The sequence below is a fragment of the Priestia sp. P5 genome (assembly GCF_029522155.1).
GTDB classification, from domain to species: domain Bacteria; phylum Bacillota; class Bacilli; order Bacillales; family Bacillaceae_H; genus Priestia; species Priestia megaterium_E.
In genome coordinates this window covers 1,731,938-1,746,171 of the sequence record NZ_JAKWFJ010000001.1, presented here as the reverse complement: position 1 = coordinate 1,746,171, position 14,234 = coordinate 1,731,938, and the positions used below count along the sequence as shown (strand labels likewise).

The following is a 14,234-nucleotide window of genomic DNA, read 5'->3' as shown; positions in this document are numbered from 1 at the left end:
TAATTCTCCTTTTCTATCGTTACATTAAGCCGTTGTTTCAACTGGCTTTACACTTTGAACTTCTCTTGGCTTTTTCGTTGCGACAATGGTTAAAACCGCCGCAAGGAATAATGATCCAGCCATAAAGATATAGGAAGCGCCAAATCCTCCTGTTGATCCATTTAAAAATCCTACAATATAAGAACCGGCAAATGAACCAAGTGCCCCCATGCTATTAATTAAAGCCATTGCTCCTCCGGCAACATTACGCGGTAAAATTTCAGGAATAATCGCAAAGAACGGTCCGTACGGAGCGTACATCGTTCCTCCGGCGATAACGAGTAAAGCAAAGGAAAGCCAGAAGTTGCTTGTGCCAACTAAATAAGATCCGTAAAAAGCAAGCGCTCCTACTAATAAGAACGGCCATACAAATGCGCTTCGCTTTAAAAACTTATCTGACAGATATGAAACCGTTAACATTAATACAACTGCTAATACGTAAGGAACGGACGCTAACCACCCTGTCTTCACTATACTCATGTTAGGCGCTGCTTTAATAATAGACGGCAGCCACATAACAAATCCGTAGACGCCAATACTCCATAAAGCATATTGAATGCTTAATAAAATGACAGTACGATTTTTGAAAGCTTCTTTATAGCCTTTAACAGGTTTGATTCCTTCTTGTTCTTTTTGCAGCGCATCGTGTAAATCTGCTTTTTCTTTTTTCGACAGCCAGCCTGCATCTTTTGGCTCGTCGTTTACTAGTTTCCACCATAAAAATGCCCAAATAACAGCTGGAAAACCTTCTAAAATAAACATCCATCTCCAGCCAAACGATTCTAGCAAATACCCAGAAACAATAGACATCCAAAGAACGGTTGCCGGGTTTCCTAAAATTAAAAACGTGTTGGCTCTAGAACGTTCTGCTTTTGTAAACCAGTGGCTTAAAAACACGAGCATAGCAGGCATAACGGCACTTTCGACCACTCCTAAAGCAAACCGAATAACAAACAAAAATCCGACGTGGCTTACCATACCCGTAGCTGTAGCAAGTGCTCCCCATAAAATCAGAGACCAAAAAATCAGCTTTTTGGCGCTTTTATTTTCAGCATAGTGAGCGCCTGGAATTTGGAAAAAGAAATAACCTAAGAAAAAGAGCGATCCTAATAAAGACGAAATACCTGGCGTAATATGAAGATCTTCTGCCAGCCCTGCCGCTGCTCCAAACCCATAGTTTGCACGGTCTAAGTATGCAAGGCTATACGTAATAAATACGATAGGAATTAATCGAAGCCATCTTTTTTTTGCTAGCTGCTGTTTCATTATCACTTCACTCCTTGTTTTTGGGATTCCATATATCTTTGCAACTGCTGTTCAGTTGGATATCCGTCGTTATCTCCAGGGCTTTGTACAGCTAATGACCCAATAGCATTTGCTCTCCTTACAGACTGAGTAAGAGAATCATTTTGAAGAAGTCCGCTTAACAGTCCTACTGCAAAACCGTCTCCTGCTCCGACTGTATCCACTATTTGTTTCACTTTTATTCCTTCAACCATTCCTTGCTCTTCAGCCGTCTTAAAAAAGGCTCCTTGTTCACCTAGTTTAATAACGACAAGCTCTACGCCTGCATCTAAATAGTAAGAAGCAATGTCTTCTGGATTTTCGTAGCCGGTTAAGATTTTCCCTTCTTCAATACCCGGCAGAACGTAGTTTGCTTGTTTAGCAGCTTCATTGATTGTAACAACCATTTCTTCTTTCGATGCCCAAAGAGTGGGTCTAAGGTTTGGATCAAAGGAAACCGTTCTTCCAGCTGCTTTCATCGATGTAAGTGCATGTAGAGCAAAATCGCGCATACTTGCTGACACAGCAAGCGGTATGCCTGTCATATGCATATGTTTTGCCGCTAAAAAATAGTTTTGATTAAAATCGCTGGAGTGCAAGTGACTGGCTGCTGAATTTTTTCGGAAGTAACAAACTTCCGGATCTCCCACTTCCACTTTTGATTTAATTTGAAAGCCTGTTGCATGCTCGCTATCTACTAGTACACAATCGGTGTTGACTGACTCCTCTTGTAGCCGTTTCATAATAAACGTACCGAAAGGATCGTTGCCGACTTTGCTCACCCAGCCTGCGCGCAGACCGAGACGAGCAATACCAATTGCTACATTTGTTTCTGCTCCGGCCAGTTCTTTCGTATAATGCTTAATCTCATGCAGCGGTCCTGGTTGTTCTGCCATGAACATCGCCATTGCTTCTCCGAAGGTAATAACGTCTAATGAATTCATTGAACTTCCTCCTGTTCTGCTGCTTGCACCAATGAAATGAAGCCGGGGATTTGTTCCGGTTCATCAATTGGAAACTCTAAAGCTTTAAAAATCGAATGAGAAAACCCTTTCAAAATATCTTTCCACATTTCATTTGAATCGTTCGATATAGCGGTTGTCACTAGCTCTCCGCTGCTTTTTATGACGTGTTTAATATGAATATAGCCCACAAATGACCTTAGCATTTTGATTGCTTCCTGGGGTTGTTCATGTACATAAAGCCAATTACCAATATCAAACGTCATGGAAACAGGAACTTCGTAAGCGTTATCAAAAAATGCGTGCAGAGATGCTATGTTGCCTCCGTGACTGGTTTGATCGTTTTCTACAAATAGACGTAAAGCTGGAAATGCTTCTAATAGCTGCTGTAAATCTGCCATAGGCGATTGAGGCTGATAAAAACCAAGAGAAACTTTTACCCACTGAGCGCCAAGTGATACGGCTTCTTCAAGAATAGCTTTTAATTCTTGTGTGTTTAACTCTCCATTTTCTTTCCACAGTTCAATTGGAGCCGAATATACTGTAAAAAGCGGATATTTTTTTAATTCTTCGGCAATAAGCTCAATCTCTTGATCTACTTTTTTCATTAACTCTCTTCGAATTTCCACTCCATGTACTTGCTGCTCATGTATTTTCCCAATCATGGTGTGCTGAAAGCCTGTTGTTTCGAATGCATTTAACGGGATAATAATACTATTCATAAATCGACCTACCTTTCTTATTATACTAACTAACCACTTACTAAACCGGTTTAGTAAATCGATTTATCTAAATTATAAGACTATTGAAAGCGCTTTTCAAGCTTTTTTTATAAATTATAAAAAAAAGAAACAACACGGCTTTATGCCGTGTTGTTTCTTAGTGATCATCTGTGCTTTTTACTAGATTGCGATCTTGCTGGTAAATATCATAAATCAAAAAGCTAAAGCCATAGTACAAGACCATGATGACAACTGACTTCGTCATGATAAATAAAGCGCCTAGCCCGATACCAACTAACAGCGTCTGGACACTCAAACGGTCACGCTGAAAAGCTAGCTGTGATAGGAAATAACCAATACCAATTAAAATAGCCAACACCCATGTGTTTTCAATGGCTAATACATAGTGACTATATAAATAAAAGCTAGGAAAATAGACGGTGCTTTCTACGAAGCTGGAAATACCGCTGTATGCAAGCCACCACTTTTGCTCTCTTTCTGTTTTAGGAACGGTTGCCTCAATTGACGTGGGCATCTCCTGTTCCACAAAAACCGTTTCTCCATGATCTTTCATCCATTGAAGCATAATGGAAAGAATAATAAAGCCTGCAAAGATTAAAAGCAGCAAATATTCAATCCATGCTGGATACGGAGCCGTCCGGTGAATCGTATCCAGATATACTCCCTGCAATCCTAACATAGAAATTGGAACCCTATGGTATACCATCACCGCAATATAAAATAGTAAAATTAGCACATAAAAAAAGAACTGTTCTTTGTAGTAGCGAATTTTTTTGCCTTCTGAAGCAATTCGCTTAACAGTCACGCTCTCCAAGTACGGACGAATAATGCTTATGATAATAATAAGACACGTAAATACAATCATATAGTTATGTAATCACCTTTTCAACTTCATTATGTAACATTTTTTTCCATCCGCGAGAACAGGTGGTTAACAGCCTCTGTCCTTTCTTATAGTACCAAAAAACTAAACTTTTTGACAATCCTGATTTATCAATTAGGAAGATGAAATAAGCGTAGCTACATTGATGCCGCTAATTGTGACCATAGGAGACCCTCCTCCAGGGTGAGTCGTTCCTCCTACAAAATATAAGTTTTTAACATCTTTTGAGACGTTGCTTGGACGAAGAAAACTATCCATTTTCCGGTTTGAACTCACGCCGTACAAAGCGCCTTTAAATGCACCAAAGGTTTGTTCAATTTCATATGGAGTAACAATTCGTTCATGTACAAGCGAGGGCTCAATATCTAGACCAAACTGAGAAAGCTTGCGATAGACAACTTTTCTGTAAGCTTTCATTTTTTCTTGATTCTCTTCTTTTACAGCAGGGGCATTCACTAAAATAAATAAATTATCACCCGGAGCTACCGTGTTATCGGTATACGAAGAATTACAAACGTAAATGGTAGGGTCGGTTGGAAGCGTTTTTTGCTGAAATAGTTCATAGAATTCCTGCTTGTAATCCTGAGAAAAGTACACTTGATGATGAATCAGCTGAGAAAAGCGCTTCTTAACTGCTGCCATGATCACATAAGCTGATATGGAAGGCTCAAATTCAGCTGTTTTTTTGTTTTTAAAATGAGGTCTATCCTGCTCTTTTACGAGTGCCGGATAGGCTTTTAGCAAGTCCCCGTTTACAATAACAATATCCGCGTCTATCTTTTCTTCTCCATTCACTTCCACTCCGACAGCCCGTTTATTTTTTATGATTATTTCAGTAACGCTGCAGCTTGTATACAGTTTTCCTCCGGCTTTTTGGAACACATGCCCCAGCCCTTTTGCAATTCTAGTATTTCCTCCTTTTACATAGTACACCCCATCATTCATTTCTAAGTGTCCAATCAGTGAAAACGTAGCGGGTGATGTATAAGGTGAAGATCCGATATAGGTTGCATATCGATTAAATGCATTTCGAATGTTTTCGTTTCGAAAAAAACGCTGATGAAACGTATCTACTGTTTCAAACGGCCTTACTTGCAGCAATGCTTTTAATAATGAAGGGTTTGTGTAATCTTTCCACGATGAAAATGTCCGGTAGAAAAATTGGCTTTTTGCAATGTCGTATATTCTTTTTACTTCTTTTAAATAGGCAGGGTATTGCTCCGCAGCAAAGGGATCGAGAAGTTCAAGCTGCTGAATCATTTTTCTTTCGTCTATAGACATGGAAAATTGTGAGCCGTCGGTGAAAAAATTATTCGTATGATGGGTTAGTTTGACAAGAGGCATATAGTCTTCTGGACGTTCACCCGCTTGCTCAAATAACCACTGAAAAACTTCGGGCATTGTAATGGTATTAGGCCCAAAATCAAAAGAATACTCTCCTAGCTGCACAGGCATCATTTTTCCGCCTACATGCTCGTTTTTTTCCACAATTGTGACATCGAACCCTTTTGTTTGAAGAAGAACTCCTGCAGCTAATCCGCCCAATCCTGCCCCGACTATTAGTACTTTTTTCATTGATAATGCCTTCCTTTCCATTCATATCCCTGCTTTTTTCGTTCACGCTTCATGGAATGATTCATCAGCAGCATCAGCACAATTGCCGACGCGGGCATCGTACAAAACAAAAGCCCTTTTTGCTGAGCCGACCGGTCAATTAAAAACCGCTGAAAAAGCATAATGCAAAAAGGAAGAATCCAAAGCATGTTGCCTGTGAATACTCCTGCTATAAAAAAAGGAAGCGGCAGCACATAGTAACAGGCAAAAAAAACGCTTAGTACCCAAACTGCTTTAGCGGAGCGGCCCAGACCTACAAAGATGTTTTTAGCAAAACCGTTCCATACTTCTTCTGTTGTTTCATACATATAACAGCTAACATGAGAGGTAATATTAGCTAAAATGACGCGATGTTTCTTTTGCTTAAAAAGCTGGGCTAGGTGTACATCTTCTACTAGTGAAGATTTGACGGCTTCATGTCCTCCTACGGCCTCGTAAGCTTCTTTTTTTATAAACATAAAAGCGCCGTGAGCCGCTGAAGCTTTGCTCATCTTGTTACGATTAGCTACGACAACCGGTAAATAACTAAAAACAACCACATGCTGAAGAGGAACGACCAATGCTTCTAACCACGTTTTTACGGGAAAACGAGGGAAACCTGTTAAAAGAGCGGCTTTTGTCGCTTGTGCTGTGGCTAAAGTATGTTCTAGCGTACGTTCTTTTAGTTCTACATCGGCATCTACAAACAATAAATAGTCTCCATTTGCAGCTTGCGACAGCTGGTGACAGGCATGAACTTTTCCGACCCAGCCCTCTCTCAGCGCTTTTCCGTCTATGATGGTAAACCTCGGATCAGCGTGAATTGCTTTCAACAGCTGTGTCCGTGTTTGATCTGTGGACTGATCGTCTAGTATGACACATTCTAGATTGCTGTACGTTAATCCTTTAATAGAGGAAATGATTCGCTTTACATTTCGTTCTTCATTTCGCATTGGAATCAAAATAGAAATGAGAGGCTGAGGTGTTTTGGAATCCGGCTCGTATCTTTTTAATTTAGGCATTGCTTGAATATTTACAATGGTTAGAAGCAGCATAAAAATAAATAAAAGCATATAGTAAATCATTATTTCACCTTCGCTTTCCACCACGTTAACCATTCACTAAGCGTCTTTTTTCCTTTTAATAAAACCGTAAATTCCTCATCGTTTTCTTGGATTATTTTCTGTTTTTGATGATCGAGCTGAGCAGTGACTGCACCGCCTAGCGTGTTGGTTATCTCTTCTCTTGCCTTAGCTGAGTCGTAAAAAACAGCTTGCCCTACCCAGATAAAAAGCTCCGGTCGCTGATCATGGCGAAACGTATAATAATACGTAATGGGAATAACTTCAATGTCAGAATGCTTCTTTAGAAGAAAAGCAGGTCCTTCAGAAAAAGTTAACGGTCTTTTTTCAAGATGCTCTTCTTTTCCTTGAGGAAAAATAAGCACCGCTTTTTTCTCTTCTAACAGCTTACTGGCAAACCTTAACGATTCCACCGTATGCTTCGGAGACGCTGCATTTACTGAAAAAGCTCCGATTCGTTGAAAAAAAGGAAAATCCTTCATTCCTTGTTCGGACATCATAGCATATAGATCTGTTTTTAATACTGCGTTATTTAAATAAAATGTCACTAAACCGTCCCACCAGCTGGAATGATTAGCAATTAATAAAATTTTTTTATCTTTTGGGAGCCCTTCTATATGTAAATGAATACGATAAAATTGCTTTTTAAGCTGATATGTGACAAACAATTGAAAAAATCGCTCAAATATTGAGTTTTTCTTCGGGTAAATCATAGGCGAGTCTCCTTTTTATACACAATATAAAGGATAAGAAAAGGAATCATTGTCAGCCATACGACAAGCCACAGGCCATTTACTAACGCTACAATTACAAACATCATGACGACTGCACTATACAAAAACACCATTCTTCTTTCCCATACCGGCTCTTCTTCTTTAGAAACCTTAGCTAAAAAGAAATATACGACCAGCTGAATGAAGAAAGACAATAAAAACCAGCCGGAGAAATTTGATAAAGGAATATTATAATAAAAGCTGTCCCCTTCCCACACCCAATATTGTTTAACAACATAGGCAACGGGATCAATAGCCAAATCCATAATAACAGCAAAAAGCGAACTAATGACTGCATAGGCAATTCCACGGACAATAAACGGCAGTTCCATACGTTTCATAATTCCCAGAGCTAATATTCTGCTTGTGATCACAACCATAAACCAAGCTGAACCAATGGTCAGAGGAACCCCTAAAATTTTGGCGCCAAAATCTTTTTCATAATCGTAGGATCCAAATAAAAATCCATACTTAACACCTAGACTTTCGACATAAATAGATGCACCTGTCACAAATATTGCAACGAGCAGTGCCCGCCTTACTCCATAAGCTTTAGCTAGATAAATAAGAGAAAGAAGACTGCTCAAGTGTAAAAAAACCGCGTTTGCCCATTCTAACCATAAAGGCAGCAAATCGAAGGAAAGCAAGACGACTCCGCATACGTACCAAACGAGAAAAAAACGATAAATACCATTTGTGATCATCCTCTATCCACCTTCTCTCCAGCTTCTTTTTGTCAAAGTGCTATTATATAAGCTTGTACACATTCTCTCCATTTTCAATGTGCTCTTTTTTATGAGTAGTCCCCGCTCTCTTAAAGTTATGTAAAAACAGCCACTGTTAGTACGTTCCCTAAATAAGAGACTTTATTACTTATTTATAAACAAAAATAAAATAAACGTCCATTAAAATCTACTGATGTATAGATTGTAATGACGTTTATTTTTTCTTATGTATATACACTTCTAATAGCTTTTTGACAATGAGTCCGACAACAAGTCCGGGTATAACAGACAGCATAGGAAGCCAAATTGGTCCTATAAAAACACCGCTGATGGTTGTTACTGAGGAATACATAATGCCTACTGTAACAAAATAAGCACAGGAGACAAAAGGAATAAATGTAAATCTCGATGCTCCGTTTTCTGCTTCTTTAACAGCATCCCAAATTGCAAAAAAATATAAACATGGATAAAACATTAACCACTGCATGTTCATTACCTCTAGGGACTGCCTTGTTTCTCCTAAAAAGCTTAAGCGAATGCCTTCATTAAAATTTGCGCCCATATTAATGAGGAATTCAAGTACAATAAACAAAATTCCTTTTATATGTTTTTTGTTTAGTAATTGGCCAAAGCCCGGCAACGCAATGCTCCATAAAAGAGCTTCTAGTCTAGTCACGTTCTGTCCTAACATTTTGACGTATAAAAGAACTCCACAGCATGATATCAGTAGAAATTTTGTCCATAGTTATCAACCTCACAATAATTTACTCATAGTTTTTGTAAATGTAAAATTTTTATACTACATCTCCTTTAATATTTGTAACTTATTGTAAATTGATAAATAGTTTAGCTATTCGACCAGACATTTTCGTTTAGAATTTTCTGTTTATTAAAACAAAATCGTACGATATACTAGTTTTATACGTACGAAAGGATGAGAAAGCTGACATGGAAACAAGTTTTTTTTCAATTTTAATACTAGGGTTTTTTTTAGGAATCAAACATGCTCTAGAACCAGATCATATTATCGCTGTATCAACCATTGCTTCAAAAAGTAAAAAGCTGTGGCGTTCTTCGCTTGCAGGAGTATACTGGGGGATTGGCCATACGCTTACGCTGTTTATTTTTGGCATGATTTTAATGGTATTAAAAAGCAGTATTTCTGAACGTATGAGCATGTCACTTGAATTTTTAGTGGGCATTATGCTCGTTTACCTCGGTTTTACATCGTTTCTGTCTTACAAAAAACAAGTACATACGCATCACGAAAAAACGTCTTACTTAAAGTCATTAGGCGTTGGCTTTGTTCATGGACTGGCCGGAAGCGCAGCGATGGTTGTATTAACGATGAGCACCGTTACTCATGTATGGCAAGGTGCTCTGTACATTATCATTTTTGGAATCGGCACTTGTCTTGGCATGCTGTTATTTACCACGGTCATTGGAATTCCATTCGTTACAACTAAAAAACAAGTGACGTTAAACCGCTGCTTAATGCAGGTAACAGGCGCTGTCAGCATTATATTTGGCCTTTATTATATGTATAATTTAGGTGTAAGCGACGGATTGTTTAGCCTGTGGTTCTAAAAGCGAATGAGACATAACGAAAACAATTCAATCTAAAGATGAACAAGCAGGATAAATGATCTGAACTGCTTGTTCCACAGCTGTTGATTTCTGTGCAAGACGTCGCTTTGCCCTTTAATCAACGGCTAGAAGGAGCTACATACAGAAAACCTACGTTCACCCTAGCAATAAAAAAATCCGAACGAATTTGATTCTCCATTAAGAATCCAGCTCGTTCGGATCTTACTTCAACTAACATATTTTTGTCCCAGCCTCTTTAATACTTACGCAAAAGTGATACTTCAGCTTTTAGTAAATGCTGTCGGAACAATCCGTATACTTTAGTGATTATGTCTTCAACTTCTTGTGTACTAGCAGCTAATATTCGAATAGCACATCCGGGGATCGGAAGTGCGGAAGCTCCTACTTTACAGCCTGCCTCTTCGCACAGCTGATGTACTTTCGCTATAAATGCGTCGTCGGCGTTTGGATGAACAATGATAATCGATCCAAAATGAGTATACCCTTCCATTTTCATCATGCCGCGCAAATGGCTTTCTGGCTTCAAGTATAAGTGATCGTATACCTTCAGCTGCTCGTTTACATACAGTTTAAGCTTGGAACGCATAGAGGTATACTGAAACAGCTGCCCATCCGGCGACCACCCCGGAGTTATGCTGTCACACATAAACAAAGCAGCGTTTTGTGCCATACGAACCGTTATTTCTTGGACAAATGCAGCATTTTCATACAAAATAAGCGGGTCTGGTATATATTCCATGATGGCCTGTTCTTCAAGGGTTATACACGTTTCTTGTAAAACAGCTTCGTTCGGTGTTTTGTATACCTTTGTCGCAGATTGAGTAGTAGCCGTCAGCTGGGCATTTTTCTCTACCGTTATCATCGTTTTATACTTGTCTCCGCTTACGTATCCTCCGCCTACGTGAAGCATATAAACAAAAGGGGATTCAGGAGTCATGTAAATAGGTCTGGCAACTTTGAAAGCACCGTAATGGTACGTATCTTTAATAACGGTTCGCTCACTGTTTCTTTCTGCTCGAAGCTCTAAATAACCCGTGTAGCTCATGATTCAAGGCCGATTAAAAAGGCCTCTTTTTTAATCCATTCTATCACTTGGTCGAGCCCTTTATCTTCTTTTAAATTGGTGAAAACAAAAGGTTTGTGCCCTCTCGCTTGGATTGTATCTTTTTCCATTACTTCTAAACTGGCTCCTACATACGGGGCTAAATCTGTTTTGTTGATAATGAATAAATCAGATTTAATCATTCCTTGACCGCCTTTACGCGGGATTTTTTCCCCTTGTGCTACGTCGATGATATAAATCGAAAAATCAACGAGCTCTGGGCTAAACGTTGCGGCTAAATTATCTCCTCCGCTTTCTACAAAAATAAGTTCAACATCGGGGTGACGTTCCACTAACTCATCGATCGCAGCAAAGTTCATAGATGCATCTTCTCGAATGGCCGTATGAGGACATCCTCCTGTTTCTACTCCTACGATACGATTTTCTGGCAAAATACTGTTTTTTACTAGAAATTGCGCGTCTTCTTTTGTATAAATATCGTTTGTAACGACTGCCATGCTTAGCTGTCCTTCTAGTGCACGCGTTAATCGTTCTACCAACATTGTTTTCCCTGCACCGACAGGTCCACCAATTCCAATTTTAATTGCATTCATTTTTTACGCCTTCATCGTTAGAAGGCCTTCCCTCCTTTTTTATGACATGAACAATCGGACATGCAATTGTTCATGCTGCATTTGAGCGATTTCTAACCCTGGTGTCACGGCACCAAATTCCTCTTGATCCGCTTGTAAAATATGCTGAAGTGCTTGCTGCAGCAGCGGCTGAAAAAGAACGAGCGTTTTTTGTCCATCGGTTTGACCGATCGGTATGCCGCGAACAGCATTTTGAATTAACGAAGAAATGCTAGCGTACAAGTGACTTAAAATTGCCTCTTCTTTTGTGATATTTAACTGCAGGCTGGCTAACGCAAATACAACAGCAGGATGTCCATACGCCTTCTTTGCTTTTACCTCACTCATATACTTTTCTAAATAAGAGCCTTGAAATAACTCTAAGCAAAGTTTTAACATGCGCTGGCCCACGCGTCTTGTCCCTTCTCTTGTTTCTTTTGACAAAGCAAGAGCGTATAATTCATGATCCACTCTCATAATTTCGTTAAACTGGTCATGAGCCCCATACTCATAAGCCAGTCTGCATGCTAAGCCGTCCGTATACGTAAGCTGAACATCAAGGTATGTATGAAGCGCTTCTTGAAAGGTTTCTGTGTTGTAAATTTGATCTCGCTGAATATACGTTTCAAAGCCAAACGAATGTGAAAATGCACCGGATGGAAAATTTGAATCACATAGTTGAATCAGCGAAAGCAATGAATTAGTCATGACTGTGTCCGATATGCTTAAAAGCTTGTTTTACTTTTCTTTTTTCGCGCTTATAGGGAATATCAAGCTGCTGAAGCAATTCTTCGACTAAATAATCGTACTGTACGAGCATGTCTCCACCTTCAAACTGTGCCGGCAAATGTCGGTTGCCAAGCTGATGAGCAATTTCTCCCATTTGCTGAATATCAATCGGCTGAATGGTCAAAATATCGTCTGCCAGCACCTGCACAACAATCATATTGCTTTCATCCATAAACAGCACGTCGCCATCAGTGAGCTCGCGATTTTCTTTTAGACGAATTCCTAGTTCCTTACCGTGATCTGTTACAACGCGCTGAACGCGTTTTACTAAGTGATCACTTTCGATATATACCTTTTCTATATGCGGAGCCCGTTTTTCTAATGTTGCCATATTTCCGATAATTTTTTCGATTACCATTTCTTTCACCTCAAAATAAAAAGTATCGCTGCGCCATAGGCACAACTTCTGCTGCTTCACATGTAATCATTTGTCCATCTACTTTTACTTCGTACGTTTGGGGATCAACTTCAATTTTAGGCATTTCCCCGTTTAACTTCATATCTGTTTTTTTTAATTGACGAATATTTTTGACCGGTTTAAGCAGCTTTTGCAACCCCAGTTTCTCGCCCACTTTGTTCTCGTACGCTGCTTTTGACACAAACGTAAGAGACGTTTTAGCTCTCGCTTTTCCATAAGAAGCAAACATCGGACGGTATAAAATCGGCTGTGGAGTTGGAATTGAAGCGTTAGGATCTCCCATTAAGCTGTGTGCAATCAAACCGCCTTTTACAATCAAGTCAGGCTTTATTCCAAAAAAAGCTGGCTCCCATAGAACTAAGTCAGCCATTTTCCCTGTTTCTACTGATCCTACGTATTCGGAAATTCCATGAGCAATAGCTGGATTAATCGTATATTTAGCTACATAGCGTTTGACACGTGCGTTATCGCCAGCTTCGCTGTCACCATCAAGTTTCCCTCTCTGCTTTTTCATTTTGTCAGCTGTTTGCCACGTTCTTGTAATCACTTCTCCTACACGTCCCATTGCTTGGGAATCTGAAGAAATCATACTGAATACACCTAAATCGTGTAAAATATCTTCAGCTGCAATCGTTTCTTTGCGAATGCGAGAATCAGCAAAAGCGATGTCTTCTGGTACAGAGGGGTCAAGATGATGACATACCATAAGCATATCTAAATGTTCTTCAAGCGTGTTGACAGTATAGGGTCTTGTTGGATTAGTTGATGATGGAAGCACGTTTGGAAAGCTTGCCATTTCCATAATATCAGGTGCATGTCCGCCTCCAGCTCCTTCAGTATGATAGGTATGAATGACTCGATCGCCAATCGCTGCAATCGTATCTTCGACAAAGCCGCCTTCATTTAAAGTATCTGTATGAATCGCAATTTGAACATCGTACTCGTCTGCTACCTGTAAGCTTGTGTTAATGGCAGATGCCGTGGTTCCCCAGTCTTCATGAAGCTTTAGTCCAATCGCTCCTGCTTCAATTTGCTCAATTAAAGGCTCTTTCGCACTTGCATTCCCTTTTCCTAAAAAGCCAATATTCATTGGAAATGCTTCAGCGGCTTCAAGCATTCGTTCAATATGCCACGCTCCGGGTGTACAAGTGGTAGCTTTTGTTCCTGTGGCCGGTCCCGTTCCTCCTCCAATCATTGTTGTAACTCCAGAGGCAAGAGCAGTTTCAATTTGCTGCGGACAAATGAAATGAATATGTGCATCAATACCGCCGGCGGTTACAATTTTCCCTTCTGCTGCAATCACTTCTGTACTCGCACCAATGATGATGTCTACTTCATCCATCAGCAGGGGATTGCCCGCTTTTCCGATGGTTTGAATGAGTCCATCTTTTATTCCAATATCTGCTTTATATATGCCTGTATAATCAACAATAATTGCATTTGTCAACACTAAGTCCGCTGCTTCGCTTCGTGTTGCAAGAGGATGCTGCCCCATTCCGTCACGAATGACTTTTCCTCCGCCGAATTTTACTTCATCTCCGTACGTGGTGAAATCTTTTTCAATTTCAATAAATAGCTCTGTGTCTGCTAAACGAACAGCATCTCCAACGGTTGGTCCAAACATATCTGCATACTGACGTCGCGACATTTGAAAACTCATC

15 protein-coding genes are annotated in these 14,234 nt (G+C 39.8%); 1 reads left to right on the top strand and 14 read right to left on the bottom strand.

The genetic code is table 11. The features are described 5' to 3' along the window. Positions 1-24 precede the first annotated feature (24 nt). The 9 genes from MMB69_RS09590 to MMB69_RS09550 form a co-directional block, all read right to left on the bottom strand. Positions 25-1,305 (bottom strand): MFS transporter, encoded by a 1,281-nt coding sequence (locus MMB69_RS09590; RefSeq protein ID WP_028409101.1) that lies wholly within the window; start codon positions 1,303-1,305, stop codon positions 25-27. A gap of 2 nt (positions 1,306-1,307) precedes the next feature. After that, complete coding sequence (locus tag MMB69_RS09585) at positions 1,308-2,267, bottom strand: sugar kinase (RefSeq protein ID WP_264407877.1); 960 nt, start codon at positions 2,265-2,267, stop codon at positions 1,308-1,310. Beyond that, positions 2,264-3,007 carry a sugar phosphate isomerase/epimerase family protein gene (locus MMB69_RS09580; protein ID WP_264407879.1) on the bottom strand — a complete coding sequence of 248 codons (744 nt, stop codon included), beginning with the start codon at positions 3,005-3,007 and terminating at the stop codon, positions 2,264-2,266. The genes MMB69_RS09585 and MMB69_RS09580 overlap by 4 nt, the downstream gene beginning before the upstream one ends. A gap of 157 nt (positions 3,008-3,164) precedes the next feature. Next, the gene (locus MMB69_RS09575) at positions 3,165-3,893 is read right to left on the bottom strand and encodes a hypothetical protein (RefSeq protein WP_277447623.1); all 729 of its coding nucleotides are present in this window, start codon (positions 3,891-3,893) and stop codon (positions 3,165-3,167) included. Between the two features lie 132 nt (positions 3,894-4,025). Continuing rightward, positions 4,026-5,486, bottom strand: coding sequence for a phytoene desaturase family protein (locus MMB69_RS09570; RefSeq protein WP_221784782.1), 1,461 nt, complete (start codon positions 5,484-5,486; stop codon positions 4,026-4,028). After that, a complete protein-coding gene (locus tag MMB69_RS09565; RefSeq protein ID WP_260506783.1) occupies positions 5,483-6,622 on the bottom strand; it encodes a glycosyltransferase family 2 protein in 1,140 nt (379 codons plus the stop codon). Before MMB69_RS09565 ends, MMB69_RS09570 begins: the two co-directional genes overlap by 4 nt. Continuing rightward, the gene (locus MMB69_RS09560; RefSeq protein ID WP_221784781.1) at positions 6,589-7,299 is read right to left on the bottom strand and encodes a lysophospholipid acyltransferase family protein; all 711 of its coding nucleotides are present in this window, start codon (positions 7,297-7,299) and stop codon (positions 6,589-6,591) included. Before MMB69_RS09560 ends, MMB69_RS09565 begins: the two co-directional genes overlap by 34 nt. Next, complete coding sequence (locus MMB69_RS09555) at positions 7,296-8,063, bottom strand: carotenoid biosynthesis protein (protein ID WP_221784780.1); 768 nt, start codon at positions 8,061-8,063, stop codon at positions 7,296-7,298. The genes MMB69_RS09560 and MMB69_RS09555 overlap by 4 nt, the downstream gene beginning before the upstream one ends. A 235-nt stretch (positions 8,064-8,298) precedes the next feature. Continuing rightward, positions 8,299-8,760 (bottom strand): hypothetical protein, encoded by a 462-nt coding sequence (locus tag MMB69_RS09550; RefSeq protein ID WP_269871565.1) that lies wholly within the window; start codon positions 8,758-8,760, stop codon positions 8,299-8,301. A 272-nt stretch (positions 8,761-9,032) separates the two neighbouring features. Between MMB69_RS09550 and MMB69_RS09545 the strand changes: the two genes are divergently transcribed. Beyond that, a complete protein-coding gene (locus tag MMB69_RS09545) occupies positions 9,033-9,671 on the top strand; it encodes a HoxN/HupN/NixA family nickel/cobalt transporter (RefSeq protein WP_221784778.1) in 639 nt (212 codons plus the stop codon). 256 nt (positions 9,672-9,927) lie between these two features. On the opposite strand, the gene MMB69_RS09540 is transcribed toward MMB69_RS09545, so the two are convergent. The 5 genes from MMB69_RS09540 to ureC are packed head-to-tail and all read right to left on the bottom strand — an operon-like array spanning position 9,928 to position 14,233. After that, a complete protein-coding gene (locus tag MMB69_RS09540; protein ID WP_221784777.1) occupies positions 9,928-10,737 on the bottom strand; it encodes an urease accessory protein UreD in 810 nt (269 codons plus the stop codon). After that, positions 10,734-11,348 (bottom strand): urease accessory protein UreG, encoded by a 615-nt coding sequence (gene ureG, locus MMB69_RS09535; protein ID WP_013057654.1) that lies wholly within the window; start codon positions 11,346-11,348, stop codon positions 10,734-10,736. Before ureG ends, MMB69_RS09540 begins: the two co-directional genes overlap by 4 nt. 39 nt (positions 11,349-11,387) lie before the next feature. Further along, a complete protein-coding gene (locus MMB69_RS09530) occupies positions 11,388-12,074 on the bottom strand; it encodes an urease accessory protein UreF (RefSeq protein WP_221784776.1) in 687 nt (228 codons plus the stop codon). Next, positions 12,067-12,513: an urease accessory protein UreE gene (gene ureE, locus MMB69_RS09525; protein ID WP_050689807.1), complete on the bottom strand. Its 447-nt coding sequence runs from the start codon at positions 12,511-12,513 to the stop codon at positions 12,067-12,069. Before ureE ends, MMB69_RS09530 begins: the two co-directional genes overlap by 8 nt. A 10-nt stretch (positions 12,514-12,523) precedes the next feature. Continuing rightward, complete coding sequence (gene ureC / locus MMB69_RS09520; RefSeq protein WP_221784774.1) at positions 12,524-14,233, bottom strand: urease subunit alpha; 1,710 nt, start codon at positions 14,231-14,233, stop codon at positions 12,524-12,526. Position 14,234: the final 1 nt, after the last annotated feature.

Coding starts and splice junctions, on each gene's coding strand:
- MMB69_RS09565 (WP_260506783.1), bottom strand. CDS start 6,622: ATGGTTAACGTGGTGGAAAGCGAAGGTGAAATAATGATTTACTATATG.
- ureG (WP_013057654.1), bottom strand. CDS start 11,348: ATGAATGCAATTAAAATTGGAATTGGTGGACCTGTCGGTGCAGGGAAA.
- MMB69_RS09580 (WP_264407879.1), bottom strand. CDS start 3,007: ATGAATAGTATTATTATCCCGTTAAATGCATTCGAAACAACAGGCTTT.
- MMB69_RS09570 (WP_221784782.1), bottom strand. CDS start 5,486: ATGAAAAAAGTACTAATAGTCGGGGCAGGATTGGGCGGATTAGCTGCA.
- MMB69_RS09590 (WP_028409101.1), bottom strand. CDS start 1,305: ATGAAACAGCAGCTAGCAAAAAAAAGATGGCTTCGATTAATTCCTATC.
- MMB69_RS09540 (WP_221784777.1), bottom strand. CDS start 10,737: ATGAGCTACACGGGTTATTTAGAGCTTCGAGCAGAAAGAAACAGTGAG.
- ureE (WP_050689807.1), bottom strand. CDS start 12,513: ATGGTAATCGAAAAAATTATCGGAAATATGGCAACATTAGAAAAACGG.
- MMB69_RS09585 (WP_264407877.1), bottom strand. CDS start 2,267: ATGAATTCATTAGACGTTATTACCTTCGGAGAAGCAATGGCGATGTTC.
- MMB69_RS09560 (WP_221784781.1), bottom strand. CDS start 7,299: ATGATTTACCCGAAGAAAAACTCAATATTTGAGCGATTTTTTCAATTG.
- MMB69_RS09555 (WP_221784780.1), bottom strand. CDS start 8,063: ATGATCACAAATGGTATTTATCGTTTTTTTCTCGTTTGGTACGTATGC.
- ureC (WP_221784774.1), bottom strand. CDS start 14,233: ATGAGTTTTCAAATGTCGCGACGTCAGTATGCAGATATGTTTGGACCA.
- MMB69_RS09545 (WP_221784778.1), top strand. CDS start 9,033: ATGGAAACAAGTTTTTTTTCAATTTTAATACTAGGGTTTTTTTTAGGA.
- MMB69_RS09575 (WP_277447623.1), bottom strand. CDS start 3,893: ATGATTGTATTTACGTGTCTTATTATTATCATAAGCATTATTCGTCCG.
- MMB69_RS09530 (WP_221784776.1), bottom strand. CDS start 12,074: ATGACTAATTCATTGCTTTCGCTGATTCAACTATGTGATTCAAATTTT.